Raw genomic sequence first — 23,726 nt, 5'->3', positions numbered from 1 at the left:
CCTTCAGAGGGTGATGCCTGTCAACGAATGAATGGTCTGCCGGTAACGTTCGACGACCTGCTGCTCGTCGAATTCCGCCGTGACCTTCCGCCGGCCGCGCGCGCCCATCGCGTCGCGTCCGGCCGTTCCGAGTTCGATCATGCGGAGCAGTTGCTCCGCGAGGCTCGCGCTGTCGCGCACGCGGCACAGGAACCCGGTTTCGCCGTCGGCGACGACGTCGCGGCAGCCCGGTACGTCGGTCGCGACGATCGGGCGGCCCATCGCCGATGCTTCCATCAGCGTGCGCGGCACGCCTTCGCGGTACGACGGCAGCACGACGCAATCGGCGGCCGCGATATGCGGGCGCACGTCGTGCGCTTCGCCGAGATACTCGACGATGCCTTCGCCGACCCACGCGTCGACATCCGCGCGGCCGATCGCGCTCGGATTGTCGACGCCGAGCGGCCCGAGCAGCTGGAAGCGCGCGTTCGGGAAGCGGGCCCGCACGATGCGCGCGGCCTCGACGTATTCGCGCACGCCCTTGTCCCACAGCAGCCGGCCGATCAGGATGAAGACAGGCGCGTCGCCGCCGGGCAGCGGCACGGGCGCGAACTGTTCGAGGTCGACGCCTTCGCCGTGCAGCAGCCGCGCGCGGTCGGGATGCGCGAGCAGCTGCTCGTCGGTGAACGTTGCGAGATCGTCGCGGTTCAGGAACCAGACTTCACGCGGGAAGCGGAACGCGAAGCGGTACAGGCGCTTCGCGACACTCGCCGCGCGGCTCTTCTGGATGAAGACATAACCGAGCCCCGTCGTCACCGCGATCGACGGCACGCGCGCGAGCCATGCGGCGATCGAGCCGTAGATGTTCGGCTTGATCGTGTAATGGAACACGAGATCGGGCTGCAACGCGCGGTAGTGACGCACCAGCGCGGCGAGCGTGCCGAGATCCTCGCGCGGGCTCGTGCCTTTCGACGCGACCGCGAGTGCCATGTAGCGGCAGCCCATCTGCTCGAGCAGCGGCACCGTGCGGTCGTGCGGCGCGATCACGATGACCTCGGCGCCGCGCGCGACGAGCGCACGGATCAAACCGTGGCGGTACGTGTAGATCGCCCAGGCCGTGTTGCAGACGAGCGCGATGCGCAGCGGGGAGGTGGCGGACATGAAAAAAGAAAAAAATAAAGCGTCGAAAATGCCGAAGGGGCCGGATCCGCGCTCAAGCGGACGGCCGCGCGGCGAACAGCGTCCGCTTGATCCGCTGCAGCGTGCGGTACGGCGTCACGAAATGCAGCAGGTTCTTGGCGAGGCCGGCCCAGTCGTACGGGTTCAGCGCGTTGAAGTGGTGCAGCAGCAGCGACAGCGTCGACACCAGCTGGCGCCGGCGCTTGGTCGCGCTGATCCCGCCCTCGTTGAGTTCGTAATAAAGGCCGAGTTCCGGCAGGTTCGCGCAATCGTAGCGTTGCATTAACCGTAAAAAAAGATCGAGATCCTCGGCCGCGCGGTATTTCGCGCGATAGTTGCCGACCTCCAGCACGGCGTCGATGCGCAGCATCACCGACGGATGCACGAGCGGCGAGCGAAGGAAGCGCGTGCGGCGCAGCGTGCGCGGATCGGCGGGCGGCGTCAGCATGAAGCGCGGCTCGCCGGCGCGCGATACGACCTGCGTCCACATGCCGACGCAGGCCACGCGCGGATGGGCGCCGAGATACGCACGCTCCTTTGCGAGGCGCTGCGGCGCGGCGAGATCGCCCGCGTCGATGCGCGCCGCATAACGAAAGCCGCGTGCCGCGAGCGCGTCGATGCCGGCCGCGAGCGCGCGCTCGATGCCGCCGTTGCGCGGCATGCGCAGTACCTCGATCGCGAGGCCGGGCAGGTCGGGCGCGACGATCGGCGGCGTGCTGCCGTCGTCGACGATCAGCACGTGCACCGGCGCGTCCTCGCGAAACGACGCGAGGGTCCGGACGACGTCGTCGTGCCCGTTGTAGGCCGGCATCAGTACAGCCACGTCGTCGAGCGGGGGCGGGCAATCGGGGGGCGTCATGTTTGCAGCTTGAAACGGATGTAATAAAAATTGACGGCGGCCGCGGCCAGGTAGCCGGCCGCCAGCCCGACGAGCGCGCCGTACAGGCCGAGCCGCGGGATCGCGAACAGGTTGACGAGCGCGGCGATCGCGAGCGCGAGCAGCCATTTCGACAGCAACACGAATTTTGCTTGATATTTGAGAACGATAAGATTGCCTATCGCCTCGATGCCGGCCGGCACGGACAGCCAGACGGCCCAGCGGAAGATGTCGACCGATGCTTCGTAGCCGCGGCCGAACACCTTGCCGACGATCAGCGGGGCGGCCGCGTCGAGTACGAGCGCGCCGGCCGTCATCAGGCAGGCCGTCATCGCGATCAGCCGGACGATGTTGCGGCGCAGCCGCGCGACGTCCTGCACGCGGTAGACGAATGCGGGCGCGATGGTCTGCGCGAGCATCAGCGCGAGCGTGATCCAGTTCTCGTTGAGCTGCTGCGCGGCCGAGTAGCGGCCGAGATCGGCGAACGACACGTGGCGCTCGAGCATCAGGCGGTCGAGCTTCAGGAACAGGTACATGCAGATGAGGCCGAGCCAGAACACGGTGCCGGCCGTCGCAAAGTGCCTGAACAGCGGTTTATCGAACGTCCAGCCGAGCGCGCCGCCGTTACGATGCCGGTAGTAGAGCAGCAGCGCGAAGCCGATCGCGGCGGCCTCGAGCGCCCACAGCCACCCGAAGCGCGCGGGGCCGGCGGCCGCGCGGACCAGCAGCCAGACGAGCAGCGCCTTCGCCAGCGCGGTGATCATGCTGGTGACGAGCTGCGGCTTGCTGTAGGTCAGGCTCTGCAGCCACGCGTTGATCACGCCGACGAACGGCTCGCGGAACACCATCGTGACGGCCAGGCCGGCGAGCATCGCGCCGACCAGCGGATCGAAGGCGCCCGCGGCGATCGCGATCCAGGTCGCGACGAGCGCGGCTGCCGATACGGCGATGCGCAGCGCGAACGCGCTGCCGAGCACCGCGCCGAGCTGGGCAGGCGGGCGCTGGACGATGGTCGGAACGAGGATTTCCGCGCCGCACACCCAGGTGAGCGGTGCCAGTACCAGGAGGAGCGTATTCGCATACTGCCATTTGCCGAACACATCCGGCCCGAAATAACGGGCCAGAAGACCGCTGATCGCGATCGCGACGCCGATCTGCGTGAGCCGTTCGAGCCCCAGCCAGACGAGGTTCGCGACGGCCTTCGCGACATCCGGGTTGCCGAAGCGCTTCAGCATGCGCGGCGGCCGCATGTACGCGGGGCGGCCGGCAGGGCGCCCGGAGGCTGCGGGTTGGCGGCGGCGGGTCGGCTAGGCATTAAAATGGGCGACATGCGCGTCATCAAAACCCGCGATTATAAGTGGGATCGGTGCCGCTCCAGCCGTTCCGTTCCTTGTTTCGCCGGGCCTGCCTGTATCATGCGCGGCACCGGCGAGACGCGGCCAGACAATTTTCCATGCACGCAACCGAGAGAGAAGAGAATCGATGATCTCCCAATCCATCTTCAAGGCATATGACATTCGTGGCGTGGTCGGCAAGACGCTCGACGTCGACACGGCGCGCGGGATCGGCCGGGCATTCGGCAGCGAAGTGCGCGCCCAGGGCGGCGACGCGGTCGTCGTCGCGCGCGACGGCCGCCTGTCCGGCCCCGACCTCGTCGGCGCGCTCGCGGACGGCCTGCGTGCGGCGGGCGTCGACGTCGTCGACGTCGGCATGGTGCCCACGCCGGTCGGTTATTTCGCGGCGAGCGTGCCGCTTGCGCTGAAGGGCGGCGAGCGCCGCGTCGATTCGTGCATCGTCGTCACGGGCAGCCACAACCCGCCCGACTACAACGGCTTCAAGATGGTGCTGCGCGGCGCCGCGATCTACGGCGAGCAGATCCAGGCGCTGTACCGCCGCATCGTCGACGAGCGCTTCGAGACGGGCAGCGGCACCTACGAGCAGGTCGACGTCGCCGATCAGTACATCGCGCGTATCGTCGGCGACGTGAAGCTCGCGCGGCCGCTGAAGCTCGTCGTCGACGCTGGCAACGGCGTCGCGGGCCCGCTCGCGACGCGCCTGTTCAAGGCGCTCGGCTGCGAACTCGTCGAGCGCTTCACCGACATCGACGGCACGTTCCCGAACCACCACCCCGATCCCGCGCACCCGGAAAACCTGCAGGACGTGATCCAGGCGCTGAAGGACACCGATGCCGAGCTCGGCTTCGCGTTCGACGGCGACGGCGACCGCCTTGGCGTCGTCACGAAGGACGGCCAGATCATCTATCCGGACCGCCAGCTGATGCTGTTCGCGGAAGAAGTGCTGTCGCGCAACCCGGGCGCGCAGATCATCTACGACGTGAAGTGCACGCGTCACCTCGCGCAGTGGGTGAAATCGAAGGGCGGCGAGCCGCTGATGTGGAAGACGGGCCACTCGCTCGTGAAGGCGAAGCTGCGCGAGACGGGTGCGCCGCTCGCCGGCGAAATGAGCGGCCACGTGTTCTTCAAGGATCGCTGGTACGGCTTCGACGACGGCCTCTACACGGGCGCGCGCCTGCTCGAGATTCTCGCGAAGACGGCAGATCCGAGCGCGCTGCTCAACGGGCTGCCGGACGCGATGAGCACGCCCGAACTGCAGCTGTGGCTCGAAGAGGGCGAGAACTTCCGCCTGATCGACAAGCTGCAGAAAGAGGCGAAGTTCGACGGCGCCGAGGAAGTCGTGACGATCGACGGCCTGCGCGTCGAATACCCGGACGGCTTCGGCCTCGCGCGTTCGTCGAACACGACGCCGGTCGTCGTGATGCGTTTCGAGTCGGAGACGCAGGAAGGGCTCAAGCGCATCCAGGAGGACTTCCGCCGCGTGCTGACGGCCGCGAAGCCGGACGTCAAGCTGCCGTTCTGAGCGTCGGCGGCCTGCGGGCCGCCAACGGCGCGACGTCCGATTCATCGGTCGCGCCATCCCCGAAAAGCGGCGCACGCCACAGCGTGCGGCCGCTTTTTGTCTGTCTGCTCCCCCGGGCGAGATAAAATCGCTCCTTTATGTCTGTCGCCGGCTGCCAGCCGGCGTTTTTTCAGCGTGCAAAAGATCCTGATCGTGCGCGTGTCGTCGCTGGGCGACGTCGTGCACAACATGCCGGTGATCGCCGATATCCGGCGCCGCCACCCCGATGCGCAGATCGACTGGCTCGTCGAGGAAAGCTTCGTCGACCTCGTGCGGCTCGTCGACGGCGTGCGCGAGGTGCTGCCGTTCTCGCTGCGGCGCTGGCGCAAGAAGCCGTTCTCGGGCGCCACGTGGCGCGAGATCCGCGCATTCCGCCGGCGCCTCGCGGCCGAGCAGTACGACCTCGTGATCGACTGCCAGGGCCTCATCAAGACGGCCTGGGTCGCGAGCTGGGCGCGCGGCCCGCTCGTCGGGCTCGGCAACCGCACCGACGGCGCCGGCTACGAATGGCCCGTGCGCTTCTTCTACCGCAAGCGTGTGCCGATCGCGCCGCGCACGCACGTCGTCGAGCGCTCGCGGCAACTCGTCGCGGCCGCGCTGGGCGATCCGGTGCCGACGCCGGCCGATCCGGTCGACTTCGGCCTCGACACGCGCGCGGCGGCGCTCGCGGTGGCCGCGCTCGGCCTGAACTTGCCGGTGCCGTACGTGGTGTTCGTCCATGCGACGTCGCGCGCCGACAAGCAGTGGCCGGACGCCGCGTGGATCGAGCTCGGCCAGGCGCTCGTGCGGCGCGGCGCGTCGCTCGTGCTGCCGTGGGGCAACGACGCGGAGCGCGCGACGAGCGAGCGGCTCGCGAAGGAGTTCGGCGCGGCGGCGATCGTGCCGCCGAAGCTGTCGCTGCCGGCCGTGGTCGGGCTGATCGACGGCGCGGCCGCAACCGTCGGGGTTGATACAGGTCTGGTTCACATCGCGGCCGCGCTGAAGCGTCCGACGGTCGAACTGTACAATTTCGCGACGGCCTGGCGGACCGGCGGCTACTGGTCGCCGAACGTCGTCAATCTCGGCACGGCGGGGCAACCCCCGTCGATCGCGCAGGTGAAGTCGGCGCTCGCGGGCTTCGGTCTCCTGTAACGCTGTCATACACGCGAACCGATCATGAGCGAATCCCAGATCATCGAAGTCCCGTCCGCCGACTGGAGCGGACACAACCTGTCGGCGCCGCGCGAGCAGCTGCTGGCCGCGGTCGAGGAAGGCAAGGTGCTGTATTTCCCGCACCTGCGCTTCGCGATCGAAGGCGGCGAGGAAGCGCTGCTCGATCCGGCGCTCGCCGATCCGAAACGCAAGAACATCAGCCTCGCGCCGAACGGCGGCGCGCTCGCCGGCGTGCTCGGCGACAGCGTCACGCAGTCGGCCGTGCGCGCGCTCGTCGCACGCTTCCAGCAGCAGGCCGGCACACTCGTCGACGGCCTGTTCCCCGAATACCGCGGCAAGCTGCGCGTCGCGCCGACGAGCCTGCGGCTGATGCAGGTCGAGACGCGCCAGACGTCGTGGCGCAAGGACGACAGCCGGCTGCACGTCGACGCGTTCCCGTCGCGGCCGAACTACGGCGAGCGCATCCTGCGCGTGTTCACGAACGTGAACCCGGCCGGCGTGCCTCGCGTGTGGCGCGTGGGCGAGCCGTTCGAGGACGTCGCGAAGCGTTTCCTGCCGCGCATCAGGCCGCAGTTCCCCGGTTCCGCGTGGCTGCTGAACCTGCTGCACGTGACGAAGTCGCCGCGCAGCGCGTACGACCACCTGATGCTGAACCTGCACGACGGCATGAAGGCCGATCTCGACTACCAGAAGACGAGCCCGCAGCAGACGATGCCGTTCCCGCCGGGCAGCGTGTGGATATGTTTCTCGGATCAGACTTCGCACGCTGTGATGTCCGGCCAGTTCATGCTCGAGCAGACGTTCTTCCTGCCGGTCGATGCGATGGTCCGCCGCGAATGCGCGCCGCTCGGCATTCTCGAGCGCCTGACGGGCAGGGCGCTGGTTTGAGCGCGTACCTGCTTCGATGCAATACGAGGGCCGCCGCATGCTGAGGGCGATCTATCGCGCGCTGTGGTGGCTCGTCGCACCCGCTGCGGTCATCCGGCTTTATGTGCGCTCGCGCAAGGAGCGCGGCTATCGCGAGCACATCGGCGAACGTTTCGGCCGCGTGGCGGGCCGCTCGCGCGACGACCGTGCGCCGCTGATCTGGGTGCATGCGGTATCGGTCGGCGAAACGCGCGCCGCGCAGCCGCTGATCGATGCGCTGATGCACGCGCGCCCCGATGCGCGGATCTTGCTCACGCACATGACGCCGAGCGGCCGCGCGACCGGCGAACAGATCTTCGGCGATCGCGTGCTGCGCTGCTACCTGCCGTACGACATGCCGGGCCTGGTGCGGCGCTTCCTGCACGCATGGCGGCCGACGCTCGGCCTCGTGATGGAAACCGAGGTGTGGCCGACGCTGATCGACGAGTGCCGCCGCGCGGACGTGCCGCTCGTGCTGACCAATGCGCGGATGTCGGCGCGTTCGTTCCGGCGCGCGGCGAAGTTCGGCGCGGCGACGCGCGACGTGTTCGGCGGCTTCTCGCGCGTGCTCGCGCAGAGCCCGGCCGATGCGGAGCGGCTGACGTCGCTCGGCGCGCGCAACGTGACCGTGCTCGGCAACCTGAAGTTCGACATGGCGACGCCGCCGGAACTCGCGGCGCGCGGCCATGCGTGGCGCGACGCGATCGGCACGCGGCCCGTGTGGGTCGCCGCCAGCACGCGCGAGAACGAGGAGGCGCTGGTGCTGCAGGCGTTCGCCGCGATGCGCACGCCCGGCGCGCTGCTGGTGCTCGTGCCGCGTCATCCGCAGCGTTTCGCCGAGGTCGAGGCGCTCGTCGAGCGCGGCGGGCTCAAGTGCGTGCGACGCTCGGCGTGGGCGGCCGACACGGCCGCGCTCGCGGCCGGCCACCCGGCTGCCGAACCGCTGCCGGGCGACGTGACGGTGCTGCTCGGCGATTCGATGGGTGAACTCGGCGCGTACTACGCGGCCGCCGACGTCGCGTTCATCGGCGGCAGCCTGCTGCCGCTCGGCGGACAGAACCTGATCGAGGCGTGCGCGGTCGGCGTGCCGGTGCTGATCGGCCCGCACGTGTTCAACTTCACGCAGGCGACCGCCGATGCGGTCGCGGCCGGCGCGGCGATGCAGGTCGAGGATCCGCTCGATCTCGCGCACGTGCTCGACGCGCTGTTCGCCGACAAGGCGCGGCGCATCGCGATGGGCGCGGCCGGCGCCGCCTTCGCGTCGCGTCACCGCGGCGCGACCGCGCGCACGGTCGACGTGCTCGCGGCGCTGCTGCCGCCCGCCGAACGCGGCGAGCGTGAGCAGCAGGACACTTCCGACGAATAGGCGAGGGCGGCGCGATGCCGCCCCGGGCACGCGTGGCGGCGTCGTGTGCCGCCGCCGCGCTGCTCAGACCGTCAGCAAGCCCTTCTTCTCGATGAACGCGATCACGTCCGCGACGCCGTCGAGCGCCTTCAGGTTCGTCATCACGTAAGGCCGCTCGCCGCGCATCTTCTTCGTGTCGGACGCCATCACGTCGAGGTTCGCGCCGACCAGCGGCGCGAGATCGGTCTTGTTGATCACGAGCAGGTCGGACTTCGTGATGCCGGGGCCGCCCTTGCGCGGAATCTTCTCGCCGCCCGCGACGTCGATCACGTAGATCGTCAGGTCCGACAGCTCGGGGCTGAACGTCGCCGCGAGATTGTCGCCGCCCGATTCGATGAACACGATGTCGGCGTCGGGAAAGCGCGACAGCATCCGGTCGACGGCCTCGAGGTTGATCGACGCATCCTCGCGGATCGCCGTGTGCGGGCAGCCGCCCGTCTCGACGCCCATGATGCGCTCTTCGGGCAGCGCGCCCGCAACCGTCAGCAGCCGCTGGTCTTCCTTCGTATAGATGTCGTTGGTGATCGCGACGAGGTCGTACTTGTCGCGCATCGCCTTGCACAGCATTTCGAGCAGCGTGGTCTTGCCGGAGCCGACGGGGCCGCCGATGCCGACGCGCAGCGGCGGCAGTTTCTTCGTGCGGCGGGCGGAGGAGGGAGCAGGTGCGTTCATGGCGGGTAGCGTCGTGTTCAGGAGCGGAACAACCGCGAGTACTGGGTTTCGTGCCGCGCGGACAGGATGCCGAGCTGCGGCGCGAACGTGTTGACGGCGTCGGGCGGCGTCGCGAGCGCGCGGCGTACGGCCGCGTCGATCGCGCCGCGCAGCGCGACGATGATGCGTTGCCCGGCGAGCTGGCCGAGCGGCACGGCCTTCAGCGCGGCGGACGTCTGGTTCTCGACCCAGCCGAATGCGTATGCGGCGAGCGTCGCGTCGGCGCCGGCGTCATGTGCGGCAGCCGCGTATGCGAATGCGGTCGGCAGCGCGATAGGCGACATCGACGCGAGCGTCGCGCGGCGCGCGGCATCGCCCCATTCGAGCGACGCGCAGAGCTGCGCGAGCGACCAGCCCATCTGTTCGGTTTCGCGACGCAGTTCCGCCGATTCGCGGCTCGCGACGAACCATGCGTTCTCCGTGGCGAGCGCGTGCGCGTCGTGCGCATGCCAGCGCGCGAGCTGGTGCGCGAGGAACGGCAGCTCGCCGTGCGCGAGCACGTCGGTCAGGCCGCTCGCGATCCAGTCGCGCGCGGAATCGGCGTCGTGGATCAGGTTCGCGTCGAGCGCGGCCTCGAGGCCCTGCGAATAGCTGTACGCGCCGATCGGCAGCGCCGGCGACGCGAGGTGCAGCAGCGCGACGAGTTCAGTGGTGGTCATGGCCGTGGCCGTGCGTGCATCCGGGACCATGTTGATGATCGTGATCGTGATCGTGATCGTGATCGTGATCGTGCGAATGCGAATGTCCGTGGTGTTCGCCGAACACCTGCTGCGCGAGCGCGTAGTCCTCGGCGAACGTCGCGTCGTGCCCGTGCTTGTGGCCGCCGCCGTACGCGCCGGCTTCCGGCTGGAACGGCGCGTTTGCTGCTTCGACCTGCGTGCCGAGCCGGCGCAGCATGTCCGCGAGCACCGGATCGGCTTCGAGCTTCAGGTAGCCGTCGCCGATCTCGACCGGCGTGTGACGGTTGCCGAGGTGGTACGCGGCGCGCATCAGCGTGAGCGCATCGGCCGTGCGCACGAGCAGTACGGCTTCGGGCGCCGCGGCGACGCGCACGAGCGAGCCGTCGTCGGCGACGAGCACGTCGCCGTCCCGCAGCACGGTGCCGCGCGGCAGCAGCACTGCGACGTCCTCGCCGGTGTCGAGCGTCGCCGCGAGGCGGCTCTTGCAGCGGGCGTCATACGCGAGCGTGAGCGTCGGTGCGCGCGCAACGAGCGACGCGGCGAGTTTCACGTTCGGGGCAATGCGTTTGTCGAGGGTGCGCATAAAACGAAAACCGGAAATCAGAACAGGAAATAGCGCTGCGCCATCGGCAGCACCGTTGCCGGCTCGCAGGTGAGCAACTGGCCGTCGGCGATCACGTCGTAGGTTTCGGGATCGACGCTGATCGACGGGCGCCATGCGTTGTGGATCATGTCGGCCTTCGTCACGTTGCGGCAGTTGCGCACGGGCACGATCCGTTTTGCAAGGCCGTAGCGCTCCGCGATGCCCGCATCGGCCGCCATCTGCGACACGAAGGTCAGCGACGTGCGCGCGAGCGCGCCGCCGCGCGTCGCGAACATCTCGCGATAGTGGACGGGCTGCGGCGTCGGGATCGACGCGTTCGGGTCGCCCATCTGCGCGACCGCGATCATCCCGCCCTTCAGGATCATCGACGGCTTGATCCCGAAGAACGCGGGCTCCCACAGCACGAGGTCGGCCCACTTGCCGGGCTCGATCGAACCGACTTCGTGCGCGATCCCGTGAGTGATCGCCGGGTTGATCGTGTACTTCGCGACGTAGCGCTTCGCGCGGAAATTGTCGTTGCGCGCACCGTCCCCGGGCAGCGCGCCGCGCTGCACCTTCATCTTGTGCGCGGTCTGCCACGTGCGGATGATCACTTCGCCGACGCGGCCCATCGCCTGCGAATCGGACGACAGCATCGACAGCGCGCCGAGATCGTGCAGGATGTCCTCGGCCGCGATCGTCTCGCGGCGAATCCGCGATTCGGCGAACGCAAGATCCTCGGCGATCGACGGATCGAGGTGATGGCACACCATCAGCATGTCGAGATGCTCGTCGAGCGTGTTGATCGTGTACGGGCGCGTCGGGTTGGTCGACGACGGCAGCACGTTCGCCTCGCCGCACACCTTCAGGATGTCGGGTGCGTGGCCGCCGCCCGCGCCTTCGGTGTGGTACGTGTGGATCGTGCGGCCCTTGAACGCGGCGACCGTCGATTCGACGAAACCGGCTTCGTTCAGCGTGTCGGTGTGGATCGCGACCTGCGTGTCGGTGTCGTCCGCAACCGACAGGCAGTTGTCGATCGCGGCGGGCGTCGTGCCCCAGTCCTCGTGCAGCTTCAGCCCGATCGCGCCGGCCGCGATCTGCTCGACGAGCGGCTCGGGCAGGCTCGCGTTGCCCTTGCCGAGAAAGCCGAGGTTGATCGGCCAGCCGTCGGCGGCCTGCAGCATCCGCTCCATGTGCCAGGGGCCCGGCGTGCAGGTCGTCGCGTTGGTGCCGGTGGCCGGCCCGGTGCCGCCGCCGAGCATCGTCGTGACGCCCGATGCGAGCGCCTCGTCGATCTGCTGCGGGCTGATGAAATGGATGTGCGTGTCGATGCCGCCCGCGGTCACGATCAGCCCTTCGCCAGCGATCACTTCGGTCGCAGCTCCAATCGCGATCGTCACGCCCGGCTGGATGTCGGGATTGCCGGCCTTGCCGATCGCGGCGATGCGGCCGTGCTTGATCGCGATGTCGGCTTTCACGATGCCCCAGTGATCGAGGATCACCGCGTTCGTGATGACCGTGTCGGGCACGTCGGCGGCCACGCGCTGCGACTGGCCCATCCCGTCGCGGATCACTTTCCCGCCGCCGAATTTCACTTCCTCGCCGTAGGTCGTGAAGTCGCGTTCGATCTCGATCAGCAATTCGGTATCGGCGAGCCGGACGCGGTCGCCCGTCGTCGGCCCGAACATTTCCGCGTACGCGCGGCGGCTCAAGCGTAGTGTCATGTCGTGCTGTTCCTGAAGAGACGGACGTGAGGCGTCGCTCAGAGCGGCCCCATCACCTTGCCCTGAAAACCGTAGACGGCGCGGTCGCCCGCGAGCGCGACGAGCTCGACCGTGCGCGTCTGGCCCGGCTCGAAGCGCACGGCCGTGCCGGCCGCGATGTTGAGCCGGAAGCCGCGCGCGGCTGCGCGGTCGAACGACAGTGCGTCGTTGACTTCGAAGAAGTGGTAGTGCGAGCCGACCTGCACCGGGCGGTCGCCGGTGTTCGCGACGACGAGCGTCAGCGTTTCGCGGCCCGCGTTCAGTTCGTGCTCGCCGTCGTCGGTGAGGATTTCGCCGGGGATCATGCGTTGCCTCACGGAATCGGATGATGAACGGTCACGAGCTTCGTGCCGTCGGGGAAGGTCGCCTCGACCTGGATGTCGGGAATCATTTCGGGCACGCCATCCATCACGTCGTCGCGCGTGAGCAGCGTCGTGCCGTAGTGCATCACCTCGGCAACCGTCTTGCCGTCGCGCGCGGCTTCCATCAGCGCGGCGGTGATGAAGGCGACCGCCTCCGGATAGTTGAGCTTCAGGCCGCGCGCGCGACGGCGTTCGGCCAGCAGCGCCGCCGTGAAGATCAGCAGCTTGTCCTTTTCTCGGGGAGTCAGTTTCATGAAGGCAAACGTTCAGGAAAACGTGATTTTTATCGGTACGCGCGCAACCGGGCGGACGTGCGGGTCATCGTAGCACCGCGCCGTTTTGCGCGCGCCGTGTATCGGTTATGTAAGCAGCAAGGCGCGTGCCATGTGCATGGAACGCAGCGCAATGCGCGTTCGTGGTGCGCGGTGCATGGGTAACGTGCAGCGCCTGATGCGGGGATGCGCCGAAACGGTGCGTGGCGCAGGCGCGCTCAGGTTTGCCAGAGGCGCAGCGGCCGTGCGTCGACGCCGTGCACGATCGGCCGCAACTGCAGCCAGCAATCGGTGAAGTGGCGCTGCAGCGCTTCCATCGACGTCGACAGCGCGCGCACGAGCACGACGCCGGGCGTTACGCAGGTTGCGCCCGCGCGCAGCGTATCGTCGAACGGCATCCGCGCGGCGAGCGATTCGGCCAGTGAGGCGTCGCACGCGGCGCCGGCGGCCCACAGCGTGCCGTAGGCGGGAAAACCTGCGAGGCTCTGTAGCGCGCCGCGCAGCGGATCGCGCGCGTCGAGCAGCGCGCGCTCGGTCCACAGCGGCCGGCCGTCGGCACCGACGAGCGCGGAGGTCGACGCGATGCGGCCCGCCGACCAGGTTTCGCCGGCCGCCTGCCGGCCGAGCTGCGTCGCGTCCCAGCCGATCGCGCTCGCGCCTGCGCCGAGCGTCACCGTGAAATCGAGCGCTGCGTGCGCCGCGTCGAAGAACAGATTGTTCTGCGGCAGCCAGTCGAGCTTCGCGTTCTCGCCGACGGTAATGGCGATGCGCTGCGTCGCGTCGAGGCCGTTCGACTTGTACCACTTGGTCGCGCCGGGCGTCGTCAGCACCGCGTGCGTGCCGTCGCCGAGCGCGATGTCGATGTCGAGCCGGTCGCCGCCCGCGACGCCGCCAGGCGGGTGGACGATCACCGCATGGCAGATCGCGTCGCCTTCCGGGTATAGCGGCCGCTGCACGCGCAGCGGGCCATCGTGCAGCCGGTGCGCGAGCGTCGTGCGTGCGCCGTGCCGCTCGAAGCCGAGTTCGAGGCGGCCGCGCCACGACTTGGCGACGGCGGGGCGGGACAGCGGGGCGTGGGAATCGGGGGCGGACATCGGTGGCGAGCGGGAAACAAGAGAAACGGGCGCGAAGGACGTGGATGCTACCGGAACAATAATCCAGATGCCGCGTTCGTTGAAAGCGCCGCATGTGGCCGCACCGCGAACCGCACGCCCGTGCCCGCTGCCGTGCCGCGCGTCACACCGCGATCAGCTCGCGCACGCCGTTCGTTTCCATGTCGCGCGCGTCGCCGCCCGCGACGATCTCGCCGCGGCTCATCACCCAGTAGCGGTCCGCGATCGAGCGCGCGAAATCGTAATACTGTTCGACGAGCAGCACGGTCATGTTCGATTCGTCGACGAGCTGGCGCAGCGTGCGGCCGATGTCCTGGATGATCGACGGCTGGATGCCCTCGGTCGGCTCGTCGAGGATCAGCAACTGCGGCTCGCTCATCAGCGCGCGGCCGATCGCGAGTTGCTGCTGCTGGCCGCCCGACAGGTCGCCGCCGCGCCGCGCGCGCATGTCCTTCAGCACGGGGAACAGGTCGTAGATGCGGTCGGGCACTTTCGACGGCGCCTTGCGGCTCGCCGCGCCGACGAGCAGGTTTTCCTCGACGGTCAGCCGCGGAAAGATGTCGCGGCCCTGCGGCACGTACGCGAGCCCGGCCGCGACGCGCGCATACGGCGGCAGCGCGCCGAGCGCCGTGCCGCGCCACGACACGGTGCCGCTCTTCGCGGCGACCACGCCCATCAGGCAGCGCAGCAGCGTGCTCTTGCCGACGCCGTTGCGGCCGAGCAGCACGGTGAGCTTGCCGTCGTCGGCGGCGAGGTTCACGTTGCGCAGGATATGGCTGCCGCCGTAGTACTGGTTCAGTGCTTCGATCTTCAGCATCGTTTCAACGTCCGAGATAAGACTCGATCACCGCGTCGTCGCGCTTGACCTGGTCGAGCGTGCCTTGCGCGAGCACCGCGCCTTCGGCCATCACCGTCACGCGGCCCGTGTCGCCCGCGAGCGCGGCGACGAATTCCATGTCGTGCTCGACGACCATCATCGAGCAGGTGCCGCGCAGCGTGTTCAGCAGCTCGGCGAGTTCCATCGTCTCGTGATCGGTCATCCCGGCTGCCGGCTCGTCGAGCAGCAGCAGCGCGGGGCGCTGCATCAGCAGCATGCCGATCTCGAGCCGCTGCTTCTGCCCGTGCGACAGCTCGCCGGCCGCGCGGTACGCGTGGCTTTCGAGGCCGATCAGCGCGAGCGTCTCCTCGATCTTCGCCTGTGCCGTGCGGTCGAGCCGTGCGCGCAGCGATGCGAGCCAGCCCTTGTCGGTCTGCATCGCGAGTTCGAGGTTTTCCCATACCGGATGCTGTTCGAACACGGTCGGCTTCTGGAACTTGCGGCCGATGCCGGTGCGCGCGACCTCGGGCTCGCTCATCCGCGCGAGGTCGAGCGTCTGGCCGAGAAACACCTTGCCGGCGTCGGGGCGCGTCTTGCCGGTGATCACGTCCATCATCGTCGTCTTGCCGGCGCCGTTCGGGCCGATCACGCAGCGCAGCTCGCCCGCGTCGATCGCGAGCGACAGCTTCTTCAGCGCGCGGAAGCCGTCGAAGCTCACCTCGATATCTTCGAGGTACAGGATCGTGCCGTGCGACGTGTCGATGCCGGGCGGCACGACGCGGCCCATCGAAGCGGTGCCGCTGACGGCCAGCAGCTCGTCTTCCGGCGGCGGCGTGAATTGATAAAGGGCTGTTCCGTTCATCCACGTTTCCCCTTCGCGAGCACGGTTTCGACGAGGCCCATGATCCCGCGCGGCAGCAGTAGCGGCACGAGCACGAAGATCAGGCCGAGGAAGAACAGCCAGTATTCGGCGAAGTACGCGGTAAAGAAACTCTTCGCGCCGTTCACCGCGAACGCGCCGACGATCGGCCCGATCAGCGTCCCGCGCCCGCCTACCGCGACCCAGATCGCCATTTCGATCGAGTTGCCGGGCGACATCTCGCCGGGATTGATGATGCCGACCTGCGGCACGTACAGCGCGCCCGCGATGCCGCACAGCACGGCCGACACGGTCCACACGAACAGCTTGTACGCGAGCGGGCTGTAGCCGAGGAACATCAGCCGCGTCTCGCCGTCGCGCACCGCGGTGACGACGCGCCCGAGCTTGCTCGTGACGATCGCGCGCGCGGCGATGAACGAGAGCACCAGCGTCGCGAACGTCAGCAGCAGCAGCACCGTGCGCGTGCCGGGCGACGTGATCGCGAAACCCGCGATGCGCTTGAAGTCGGTGAAGCCGTTGTTGCCGCCGAAGCCGGTTTCGTTGCGATAGAACAGCAGCATCGCGGCGAACGTCAGCGCCTGCGTGATGATCGACAGGTACACGCCTTTCACGCGCGAGCGGAACGTGAAGAAGCCGAACACCCACGCGAGCACGGCCGGCACGAGCACGACGAGCGCGAGCGCCCACGCGAGATGCTGCGTGCCGCTCCAGTACCACGGCAACTGGTGCCAGTCGAGGAACACCATGAAGTCGGGCAGGTCGCTGCCGTACTTGCCGTCGCGGCCGATCTCGCGCATCAGGTACATGCCGATCGCGTAGCCGCCGAGCGCGAAGAAGAGGCCATGGCCGAGGCTCAGGATGCCGCAGTAGCCCCACACGAGATCGAGCGCGAGCGCGGCGATCGCGTAGCACATCAGCTTGCCGGCGAGCGTCATCGCGTAGGCGGACAGATGGAATGCGCTCGCTTCGGGCGCGACGAGCGCGGCGAGCGGCACGCCGATGCCGATCGCGATGCACAGCGCGACGAGCGCGAGCCATGCGCGGCGCGACAGCAGCGCAGGGCGCGGCGGCAGGCCGAGCGCAAAGCCGTCTGCCGCGCGTGCGGCGGCAGCGGGCTTCGGTGCGTCGGCGACCGGCTTCGACATCGAATCGGTAATGAAAGTCACGTCACGCCTCCGCGCTGCGGCCCTTCGGGGCGAACATGCCCTGAGGACGTTTCTGGATGAACAGCACGATCATCACGAGCACCGCGATCTTCGCGAGCACGGCGCCCCAGAACGGCTCGATCGCCTTGCTCGCGAGGCCGAGCCCGAAGCCGCCGAGCACGGTGCCGGCGATCTGCCCGACGCCGCCGAGCACGACCGCCATGAACGAATCGATGATGTAGTTCTGGCCGAGATCGGGGCCCACGTTGCCGATCTGCGACAGCGCGCAGCCGCCGAGTCCGGCGATGCCCGCGCCGAACGCGAACGCATACGCGTCGACGCGCGCGGTCTTCACGCCGACGCACGCGGCCATCCGGCGGTTCTGCGTGACCGCGCGCACGAACAGGCCGAGCCGCGTCTTCGTCAGCACGGCCCACGCGACGAATACCACCGCGAGCGCGAACGCGAGGATCGCGAGCCGGTTGTACGGCAGGATCAGGTTCTGCATCACGGTCACGCCGCCGCTCATCCACGACGGGTTCACGACCTGCACGTTCTGCGCGCCGAACAGCATGCGCGTCGCCTGGATCAGGATCAGGCTCACGCCGAAGGTCGCGAGCAATGTTTCGAGCGGGCGGCCGTACAAGTGTCGCAGCACGAGCCGTTCGAGCACGATGCCGACGAGCGCGGCCGTCGCGAACGACGCGGGCACCGCGACGAGCGGATACCAGTCGAACGCGGCCGGGGCATAGCGCTGGATCAGTGTCTGCACGACATAGGTTGCGTACGCACCGATCATCAGGAATTCGCCGTGCGCCATGTTGATCACGCCGATCAGCCCGTACGTGATCGCGAGGCCGAGCGCGGCGAGCAGCAGCACGCTGCCGAGCGACAGGCCCGCGAACAGCGTGCCGACGATCTCGCCGCGGCGCTGCAGCGAGTGCAATGCGTCGAGCCCCTGCTGTGCGGCATCGCGCACGCGCGCGTCGGGCTCCGCGTAGCTGCCGTCGGCGTTCTTCGCGACGAGCGGGCGCAGTTGTTCGATCATGTCGAGGTCGTGGCGAGCGGCCACCACCTGCACGGCTTCGAGGCGTTTCGCCGGATCGGCATCGTGCAGCGCGGCGATCGCCCACAGTGCATCGAGGCGGCGCTTCAGCGCGGGATCGGTTTCCTTTGCGCGCGCGCGGTCGATCATCGGCTTGAGTGCCGGGTCGGGCGACTTCAGCAGCGCATCGATCGCGTCGCGTCGCGCGGCGACGTCGGGCGATGCGAGCGCGAGGCCCGACAGTGCGCCCGCGATCTTCGTGCGCAGCAGGTTGTTCAGCATCACGGGCTGCGCGTCGCCGGCCGGCGTCGCGGCCTGCGTGAGCGCATCGTGTGCGGTGTCGCCGGCCTGGATCAGCAGGCGGCCGTCGCCGGTCGCGAGCGCGTCGCCGGTCGACAGCGCGTTGAGCACGGCAACGGCGCGCGGATCGGCATCGGCGGCGAGCCGGTCGATCGCGGCCGTCTTCGCGTCGAAGTCGTCGCCGGCGAGCGCGGCGGTATCGGCGGCCGTCAGCGCGAACGCGGCGCGCGGCAGTGCACCCGCGAGGGCGGCGCATGCAATGATCGCGACGGCGGCTCGGCGAAAGCGGATAGGCATCGGGAAATCCTGTCGGGCGTGGGGAAGCGGATTCATGCGGCGATGCGCCGGCGCGTGCGGTTCGTCACCGCAAGCGCGGCCGGCGCATCCGCACCGGCATGCGAGCGGCACGTCACGCCGGTGCGCGACGCGCCGCACCGCGTCAGGCCAGCGCCGCGCGCTGCCGGCGCAGGAACGCCGGGATCGACGAGACGATATCCGGCTTGCCCTGGTTGCCTGCGATGAACGGGCTCCACGGCTGCGCGCGCACCGCGGTCTTCGTCTTCCACACGACGTTGAACTGCCCGTCGCCGCGGATCTCGCCGATCATCACCGGCTTGTGCAGGTGATGGTTGCCATCCATCGCGAGCGTGAAGCCCGACGGCGCGGCGACGGTCTGGCCGATCATCGCGACGCGCACCTTGTCGACGTCGGTGCTCTTCGCCTTCTCGACGGCCTGCTTCCACATGTGGATGCCCACGTAGGTCGCTTCCATCGGGTCGTTGGTCACGCGCTTCGCGCCGCCCGGCAGGTTGTTCGCCTTCACCCATGCGGCGAACTGGTCCTTGAACTTCGTGTTGGTCGGGTTCTTCACCGACATGAAGTAGTTCCACGCGGCGAGATGGCCGACGAGCGGCTTCGTGTCGATCCCGCGAAGTTCCTCCTCGCCGACCGAGAACGCGACGACCGGCACGTCGGTTGCCTTGATGCCCTGGTTGCCGAGCTCCTTGTAGAACGGCACGTTCGAGTCGCCGTTGATCGTCGAGATCACGGTCGTCTTGCCGCCCTGCGAGAAGGTCTTGATGTTCGCGACGATGGTCTGGTAATCGCTGTGGCCGAACGGCGTGTAGACCTCCTGAATATCGGCGTCCTTCACGCCCTTCGATTTCAGGAACGCGCGCAGGATCTTGTTGGTCGTGCGCGGATACACGTAGTCGGTGCCGAGCAGGAAGAAGCGCTTCGCGCCGCCGCCTTCCGCGCTCATCAGGTACTCGACGGCCGGAATCGCCTGCTGGTTCGGCGCGGCGCCCGTGTAGAACACGTTGCGCGACATTTCCTCGCCTTCGTACTGCACCGGGTAGTAGAGCAGCCCGTTCAGTTCCTCGAACACCGGCAGCACGGACTTGCGCGACACCGAGGTCCAGCAGCCGAACACGCACGCGACCTTGTCCTGCGTGAGCAACTGGCGCGCCTTCTCGGCGAACAGCGGCCAGTTCGACGCGGGATCGACCACCACGGGCTCGAGCTTGCGACCCATCACGCCGCCGCTCTTGTTGATGTCGGCGATCGTCATCAGCGCGGTGTCCTTCAGCGACGTCTCCGAGATCGCCATCGTGCCCGACAGCGAGTGCAGGATGCCGACCTTGATCGGGCCGGTGCCCGCATCGGCCGCATGCGCGAACGGGCTCTTGCCCGCCAGCGCGAGCGCGCCGGCCATCGAACCGAACTTCAACAGACTGCGACGTTTCATCGGGTTCCCCTTGACGTGTTGGATATGCGTGCGCCGTGGCGGCGCCTGCCATCGGATAACGCAAGGCATGTGCCAGTCCGCATGCATGCACGCCGGACGTGCCGGTGTGGGCGAACGCGCGGTGCGCGTGACGCTTCGTGCGGCATCAATGGTCCGTTGCGGTGCAGATTCGCGGGCGCAAATGGTGCACGGGCGCGCTTCACCGTTCCGGTGCCTGCACGCGCTGCCGGAACGGCGCGATGGAGCGCTATACGGACGATACGGGCGACATCCCCGCGTTCTCGCCGCCGCTCGTCATCGACGACGCGCAGATTGCCGGGCTGTTCGCGATCGTTGCCGATGCGCTGAAGGAAACGGAGTAGGGCGGGAAAGCGAAACGGGCGCGCAGTGCGCGCCCGTTCGGCGGATCGTGTGGCCGGCGCGGCGCCGGTCACCGTATGGCGGCGCGCGATGCGCCGCCGGAGAGATCAGTAACGCGGCACGGACGGATCGACGTCGCGCGACCACGCGTCGATCCCGCCTTGCAGGTTGTACAGCTTCGTGAAGCCGCGCGATTCGAGGAACATCGCGACCTGCGCACTGCGCATCCCGTGATGGCACACGCAGACGATTTCCGCTTCGTCGTCGAGCTCTTCGCTGCGCGCGGGAATCTGCTGCATCGGGATCGATACGCTGCCGGCGATCTGCGCGGTCGCGATTTCCCACGGCTCGCGCACGTCGAGCACGACCGGCGCGGGGCGCGCCGTATCGCCGAGCCATTCCGCGAGCATTGCGGGCGTCAGGATCTGCATGGAGGCTCCGCCGCTCAGAACTTGAAGCGCGACGGCTCGATCGCGTTGACGAGGTGGTCGATGTAGGTTTCGAACACGTCGGCGACGCGGTACTGCTTGTCGTCGATGCGCGTGATGATCTGCGCCTTCATCACCGGACGGCCGCCGACGAACGCCGACAGGCGGCCGCCGACCTTCAGCTGTTCGAGCATTTCCTGCGGCACGACGGGCAGGCCGCCCGCGACGCAGATCACGTCGTACGGCGCCTTGCCGGCCCAGCCGCGCGAACCGTCGCCGAGCACGACTTCCGCGTTGGTCACGCCATCGTTGCGAAGGTTGTCTTCCGCGAACTTCGCGATCGCCGGATCGATCTCGACAGCCGTCACGTGCTGCGCGCGATGCGCGAACAGCGCGGCCAGGTAGCCCGAGCCCGCGCCGATCAGCAGCACGTTTTCGTGCTTCTTGACCGTCAGCTCCTGCAGCACGCGCGCTTCGACGCGCGGGAACAGCATCTTGCTGCGGCCGCCGGGCAGCGGCAGTTCGAGATCGGCGAACGCGAGATCGCGGTATTCGGGCTGAACGTAGTTTTCACGCTTGACGATCGACAGCAGGCCCAGGACGTCCAGATCCAGCACGTCCCACGGCCGGATCTGCTGTTCGATCATGTTGAAACGCGCGTTTTCGATATTCATGGTGTGGTCACGCAGCCTGGTCGGCCATCAGCGGGGGTAGATAAACTACGCGATTGTACCAAACAGGGCGGCGGTCAAGCCTTCAGGCAGCCTGCAACAGACCTTTACCCTTTGCTCTTCTTGATCTGCGCCTCGAAAGCGAGGTCGAGCTTGCTCGCCTTGCGCGGCTTTTGGGGGCCGAATTCGTCGACGAACTTGACGAACTCGTCGAGCGGCAGCGGCTCGCAGCGCTTCTCGGCGGTGCCGCCGGAGCGGTCGACGAGATAGAACAGGCCGCCCGCCATCGCGACGGCCGCGAATTGCGGGTTGCCGGAGCGGGTCTTCAGGCGTTCGACCGCGTGGGTCGCTTTGGTGGTGCGCATCGTGCGGGTTCTGGCGGAGCGGAAGCCTCACACTGTAGCAAACCGGCGGCACGCCCGCGTGCGGCCGCCGGTTTGGCGCCGGCGCTAGACCGTGCGCGAGTAGCGCTGTCGAGACGTCTGGCCGAGATACGCGTCGAACGCCATCGCGATGTTGCGCACGACCATCCGGCCGGCCGGATGGATCGTCAGGCGCTCGCGCGCGATCGTCAGCAGCCCGTCACGTTCGAACGGGCGCAGCGCGTCGAGCTCGCGCGCGAAATGATCGGCGAAGCGGATGCCGTGCGCGGCCTCGACATGCGAGAACGGCAGTTCGAGGTTGCACATCAGTTGCGTGATCACGTCGCGGCGCAGCCGGTCGTCGGGCGTGAGCCGCACGCCGCGCACGATCGGCAGCCGGCCCGCGTCGAGCGCGGCGCCGTACGCGGGCAGATCCTTCGCGTTCTGCGCGTACACGTCGCCGACCTTGCCGATCGACGACACGCCGAAACCGACGAGGTCGGTATCCGCGCGCGTGCTGTAGCCCTGGAAATTGCGCTGCAGCGTGCCGTTCCGTTGTGCTCGCACGAGCTCGTCGGACGGCCGCGCGAAGTGGTCCATCCCGATGTACACGTAGCCGGCCGACGTCAGCATGTCGATCGCGAGGCCGAGCAGCGCGATGCGCGTTTCGGGCGGCGGCAGCGTCGCATCGTCGATCTGCCGCTGCATCTTGAACAGGTGCGGCATGTGCGCGTAGCCGAACACCGACAGCCGGTCGGGCGCGAGTTCGATGATCGTCTCGAGCGTGCGCGCGAACACGGCGACCGTCTGGTGCGGCAGCCCGTAGATCAGGTCGACGCTGACCGAATGGAAGCCCGTCGCGCGCGCGGCGGCGAGCAGGTCGGCCGTCATCGCGAGCGGCTGGATGCGGTTGATCGCCTGCTGCACGACCGGATCGAAATCCTGCACGCCGAGGCTCAGCCGGTTGAAGCCGATCGTGCGCAGGTGCACGAGCGTCGCGGGCGTGACCGTGCGCGGGTCGATCTCGACCGAGAACTCGGCGTCGGCGTCCGGCGCGAGTGCGAAGTGCTCGCGGGTGGCCGCCATCAGCTCGGCCGTTTCGTCGTCGGAAAGAAAGGTCGGCGTGCCGCCGCCCCAGTGCAGTTGCGTGACCGGGCGGGCCGGATCGAACAGCGCGGCCTGCAGCGCCATCTCGCGCTTGAGCTGGTCGAGATACGGGCGCGCGCGGCGGCGGTTGTTGGTCGCGATCTTGTTGCAGCCGCAGTAGAAGCACGCGGTGTTGCAGAACGGGATGTGGAAATACAGCGACAGCTCGCTCGACGACGCGCCGGGGTCGCCGGCCGCGCGCACGTAGTCGGCCGGGTCGAAATCGTCGCGGAACTGCAGCGCGGTGGGGTACGACGTATAGCGCGGCCCGTTCGCGCCGTATTTCGTGAGCAAATCGGGACGGAACATTATGTCGGCAGAACCGGAGCTCATGATGGTCTCGCGCTTTTTAGATGCTTTCGAGTATATAAACGCGCGATTCGGCTGCATTGCGTAATAACGTCGCAGCCGGCGATGGCACAATGCGGGGTGGGCTGCCGGACGCCGCGTCCGGTTGCCGCACCGCTTTTTTTGTTGTTCGTTCGAGAGAGCCGAGTGTCCGTCGAAATGCCTGTCCGCCCGGCACCCGCCGATGTCCCGCCGCCGCACGCGTGCCGCGAGGGCTGCGGCGCGTGCTGCATCGCGCCGTCGATTTCCAGCCCCATTCCGGGCATGCCCGACGGCAAGCCGGCCGGCGTGCGCTGCGTGCAGCTCGGCGACGACCTGCGCTGCCGGATCTTTGGCCGGCCCGAGCGTCCCGCGTGCTGTTCGGGGCTGCAGCCGTCCGCCGACATGTGCGGCGCATCGCGCAGCGACGCACTCGCGTGGCTTACGCGCCTCGAGGCCGCGACGCAGCCGGCGCCGCGTGGCGGCATGGGGCGGTAGCGGATTGCCGGCCGCGCTCGACCCGAATACGACGCATGGAACCCGCGGCGCGGGTTGAAGCACTAACTCCGGTCGATTGTCCGGCATGGGCGCAGTACCGACA

The 23,726-nt window shown here is 68.4% G+C and carries 24 protein-coding genes and 1 pseudogene; 6 read left to right on the top strand and 19 right to left on the bottom strand.

What is annotated here, in order from left to right:
* Positions 1–3: 3 nt before the first annotated feature.
* The 3 genes from ACNQQL_RS17325 to ACNQQL_RS17315 are packed head-to-tail and all read right to left on the bottom strand — an operon-like array spanning position 4 to position 3,270.
* Entirely contained in the window at positions 4–1,140 is a 1,137-nt protein-coding gene (locus ACNQQL_RS17325; RefSeq protein ID WP_347064862.1) for a glycosyltransferase family 4 protein, read from the bottom strand.
* A gap of 52 nt (positions 1,141–1,192) precedes the next feature.
* The gene (locus tag ACNQQL_RS17320) at positions 1,193–2,017 is read right to left on the bottom strand and encodes a glycosyltransferase (protein WP_347064861.1); all 825 of its coding nucleotides are present in this window, start codon (positions 2,015–2,017) and stop codon (positions 1,193–1,195) included.
* Positions 2,014–3,270 carry an oligosaccharide flippase family protein gene (locus ACNQQL_RS17315; protein ID WP_034183428.1) on the bottom strand — a complete coding sequence of 419 codons (1,257 nt, stop codon included), beginning with the start codon at positions 3,268–3,270 and terminating at the stop codon, positions 2,014–2,016. Before ACNQQL_RS17315 ends, ACNQQL_RS17320 begins: the two co-directional genes overlap by 4 nt.
* 247 nt (positions 3,271–3,517) lie before the next feature.
* Between ACNQQL_RS17315 and ACNQQL_RS17310 the strand changes: the two genes are divergently transcribed.
* The 4 genes from ACNQQL_RS17310 to waaA all read left to right on the top strand — a co-directional run bounded on the left by ACNQQL_RS17310 (position 3,518) and on the right by waaA (position 8,375).
* Positions 3,518–4,912 carry a phosphomannomutase/phosphoglucomutase gene (locus tag ACNQQL_RS17310; protein ID WP_347064860.1) on the top strand — a complete coding sequence of 465 codons (1,395 nt, stop codon included), beginning with the start codon at positions 3,518–3,520 and terminating at the stop codon, positions 4,910–4,912.
* 174 nt (positions 4,913–5,086) lie between these two features.
* The gene (waaC, locus tag ACNQQL_RS17305) at positions 5,087–6,082 is read left to right on the top strand and encodes a lipopolysaccharide heptosyltransferase I (RefSeq protein ID WP_072436161.1); all 996 of its coding nucleotides are present in this window, start codon (positions 5,087–5,089) and stop codon (positions 6,080–6,082) included.
* Positions 6,083–6,106: 24 nt separating this feature from the next.
* Positions 6,107–6,991 carry a Kdo hydroxylase family protein gene (locus tag ACNQQL_RS17300; RefSeq protein ID WP_347064859.1) on the top strand — a complete coding sequence of 295 codons (885 nt, stop codon included), beginning with the start codon at positions 6,107–6,109 and terminating at the stop codon, positions 6,989–6,991.
* A 37-nt stretch (positions 6,992–7,028) separates the two neighbouring features.
* Positions 7,029–8,375, top strand: coding sequence for a lipid IV(A) 3-deoxy-D-manno-octulosonic acid transferase (gene waaA, locus ACNQQL_RS17295; protein ID WP_347064858.1), 1,347 nt, complete (start codon positions 7,029–7,031; stop codon positions 8,373–8,375).
* Between the two features lie 63 nt (positions 8,376–8,438).
* Here waaA and ureG read toward each other — a convergent pair whose 3' ends face one another.
* The 12 genes from ureG to urtA form a co-directional block, all read right to left on the bottom strand.
* A complete protein-coding gene (ureG, locus tag ACNQQL_RS17290; RefSeq protein WP_072436159.1) occupies positions 8,439–9,086 on the bottom strand; it encodes an urease accessory protein UreG in 648 nt (215 codons plus the stop codon).
* 17 nt (positions 9,087–9,103) lie between these two features.
* Positions 9,104–9,784 carry an urease accessory protein UreF gene (locus tag ACNQQL_RS17285; protein WP_347064857.1) on the bottom strand — a complete coding sequence of 227 codons (681 nt, stop codon included), beginning with the start codon at positions 9,782–9,784 and terminating at the stop codon, positions 9,104–9,106.
* Positions 9,771–10,388 (bottom strand): urease accessory protein UreE, encoded by a 618-nt coding sequence (ureE, locus tag ACNQQL_RS17280; RefSeq protein ID WP_347064856.1) that lies wholly within the window; start codon positions 10,386–10,388, stop codon positions 9,771–9,773. Before ureE ends, ACNQQL_RS17285 begins: the two co-directional genes overlap by 14 nt.
* A 17-nt stretch (positions 10,389–10,405) precedes the next feature.
* Positions 10,406–12,112, bottom strand: coding sequence for an urease subunit alpha (ureC, locus tag ACNQQL_RS17275; RefSeq protein ID WP_096472644.1), 1,707 nt, complete (start codon positions 12,110–12,112; stop codon positions 10,406–10,408).
* A gap of 38 nt (positions 12,113–12,150) precedes the next feature.
* Positions 12,151–12,456: an urease subunit beta gene (locus tag ACNQQL_RS17270; protein ID WP_034182910.1), complete on the bottom strand. Its 306-nt coding sequence runs from the start codon at positions 12,454–12,456 to the stop codon at positions 12,151–12,153.
* A gap of 8 nt (positions 12,457–12,464) precedes the next feature.
* Positions 12,465–12,767 carry an urease subunit gamma gene (gene ureA, locus ACNQQL_RS17265; protein ID WP_006406310.1) on the bottom strand — a complete coding sequence of 101 codons (303 nt, stop codon included), beginning with the start codon at positions 12,765–12,767 and terminating at the stop codon, positions 12,465–12,467.
* 236 nt (positions 12,768–13,003) lie between these two features.
* On the bottom strand, positions 13,004–13,879 hold the full coding sequence (locus ACNQQL_RS17260; protein ID WP_347064855.1) for an urease accessory protein UreD: 876 nt from the start codon (positions 13,877–13,879) through the stop codon (positions 13,004–13,006).
* A 142-nt stretch (positions 13,880–14,021) separates the two neighbouring features.
* Positions 14,022–14,714, bottom strand: a complete 693-nt coding sequence (gene urtE, locus ACNQQL_RS17255) for an urea ABC transporter ATP-binding subunit UrtE (protein WP_047900002.1) — start codon at positions 14,712–14,714, stop codon at positions 14,022–14,024.
* Positions 14,715–14,718: 4 nt separating this feature from the next.
* Entirely contained in the window at positions 14,719–15,576 is an 858-nt protein-coding gene (gene urtD, locus ACNQQL_RS17250; RefSeq protein WP_347064854.1) for an urea ABC transporter ATP-binding protein UrtD, read from the bottom strand.
* Positions 15,573–16,760 carry an urea ABC transporter permease subunit UrtC gene (urtC, locus tag ACNQQL_RS17245; protein ID WP_347064853.1) on the bottom strand — a complete coding sequence of 396 codons (1,188 nt, stop codon included), beginning with the start codon at positions 16,758–16,760 and terminating at the stop codon, positions 15,573–15,575. The genes urtD and urtC overlap by 4 nt, the downstream gene beginning before the upstream one ends.
* A gap of 1 nt (position 16,761) precedes the next feature.
* A complete protein-coding gene (urtB, locus tag ACNQQL_RS17240; protein ID WP_347064852.1) occupies positions 16,762–18,381 on the bottom strand; it encodes an urea ABC transporter permease subunit UrtB in 1,620 nt (539 codons plus the stop codon).
* Positions 18,382–18,523: 142 nt separating this feature from the next.
* Positions 18,524–19,831 carry an urea ABC transporter substrate-binding protein gene (gene urtA / locus ACNQQL_RS17235; RefSeq protein ID WP_034182917.1) on the bottom strand — a complete coding sequence of 436 codons (1,308 nt, stop codon included), beginning with the start codon at positions 19,829–19,831 and terminating at the stop codon, positions 18,524–18,526.
* A 233-nt stretch (positions 19,832–20,064) separates the two neighbouring features.
* Here urtA and ACNQQL_RS17230 point away from each other — a divergent pair.
* Positions 20,065–20,193: pseudogene (locus ACNQQL_RS17230) on the top strand (beta 1,6 glucan synthase); the annotation flags it as partial.
* A gap of 105 nt (positions 20,194–20,298) precedes the next feature.
* Here ACNQQL_RS17230 and ACNQQL_RS17225 read toward each other — a convergent pair.
* From ACNQQL_RS17225 to hemN, 4 genes are all read right to left on the bottom strand, one after another.
* Entirely contained in the window at positions 20,299–20,622 is a 324-nt protein-coding gene (locus ACNQQL_RS17225) for a rhodanese-like domain-containing protein (protein ID WP_006488544.1), read from the bottom strand.
* A gap of 14 nt (positions 20,623–20,636) precedes the next feature.
* Positions 20,637–21,293: a protein-L-isoaspartate O-methyltransferase family protein gene (locus tag ACNQQL_RS17220; RefSeq protein ID WP_072436152.1), complete on the bottom strand. Its 657-nt coding sequence runs from the start codon at positions 21,291–21,293 to the stop codon at positions 20,637–20,639.
* 104 nt (positions 21,294–21,397) lie between these two features.
* Positions 21,398–21,655, bottom strand: a complete 258-nt coding sequence (locus ACNQQL_RS17215; protein ID WP_049033582.1) for a hypothetical protein — start codon at positions 21,653–21,655, stop codon at positions 21,398–21,400.
* 84 nt (positions 21,656–21,739) lie between these two features.
* Positions 21,740–23,131, bottom strand: coding sequence for an oxygen-independent coproporphyrinogen III oxidase (hemN, locus tag ACNQQL_RS17210; RefSeq protein WP_347064851.1), 1,392 nt, complete (start codon positions 23,129–23,131; stop codon positions 21,740–21,742).
* Positions 23,132–23,305: 174 nt separating this feature from the next.
* On the opposite strand from hemN, the gene ACNQQL_RS17205 reads away from it, so the two are divergent.
* Positions 23,306–23,623 carry a YkgJ family cysteine cluster protein gene (locus ACNQQL_RS17205; RefSeq protein WP_347064892.1) on the top strand — a complete coding sequence of 106 codons (318 nt, stop codon included), beginning with the start codon at positions 23,306–23,308 and terminating at the stop codon, positions 23,621–23,623.
* Positions 23,624–23,726 lie beyond the last annotated feature (103 nt).

The sequence above is a fragment of the Burkholderia sp. LFS061 genome, from assembly GCF_047978125.1.
Taxonomy (GTDB): Bacteria; Pseudomonadota; Gammaproteobacteria; order Burkholderiales; family Burkholderiaceae; genus Burkholderia; species Burkholderia pyrrocinia_C.
Note: the sequence above shows the minus strand (reverse complement) of the source record. Positions and strands in the feature narration are given on the sequence as shown.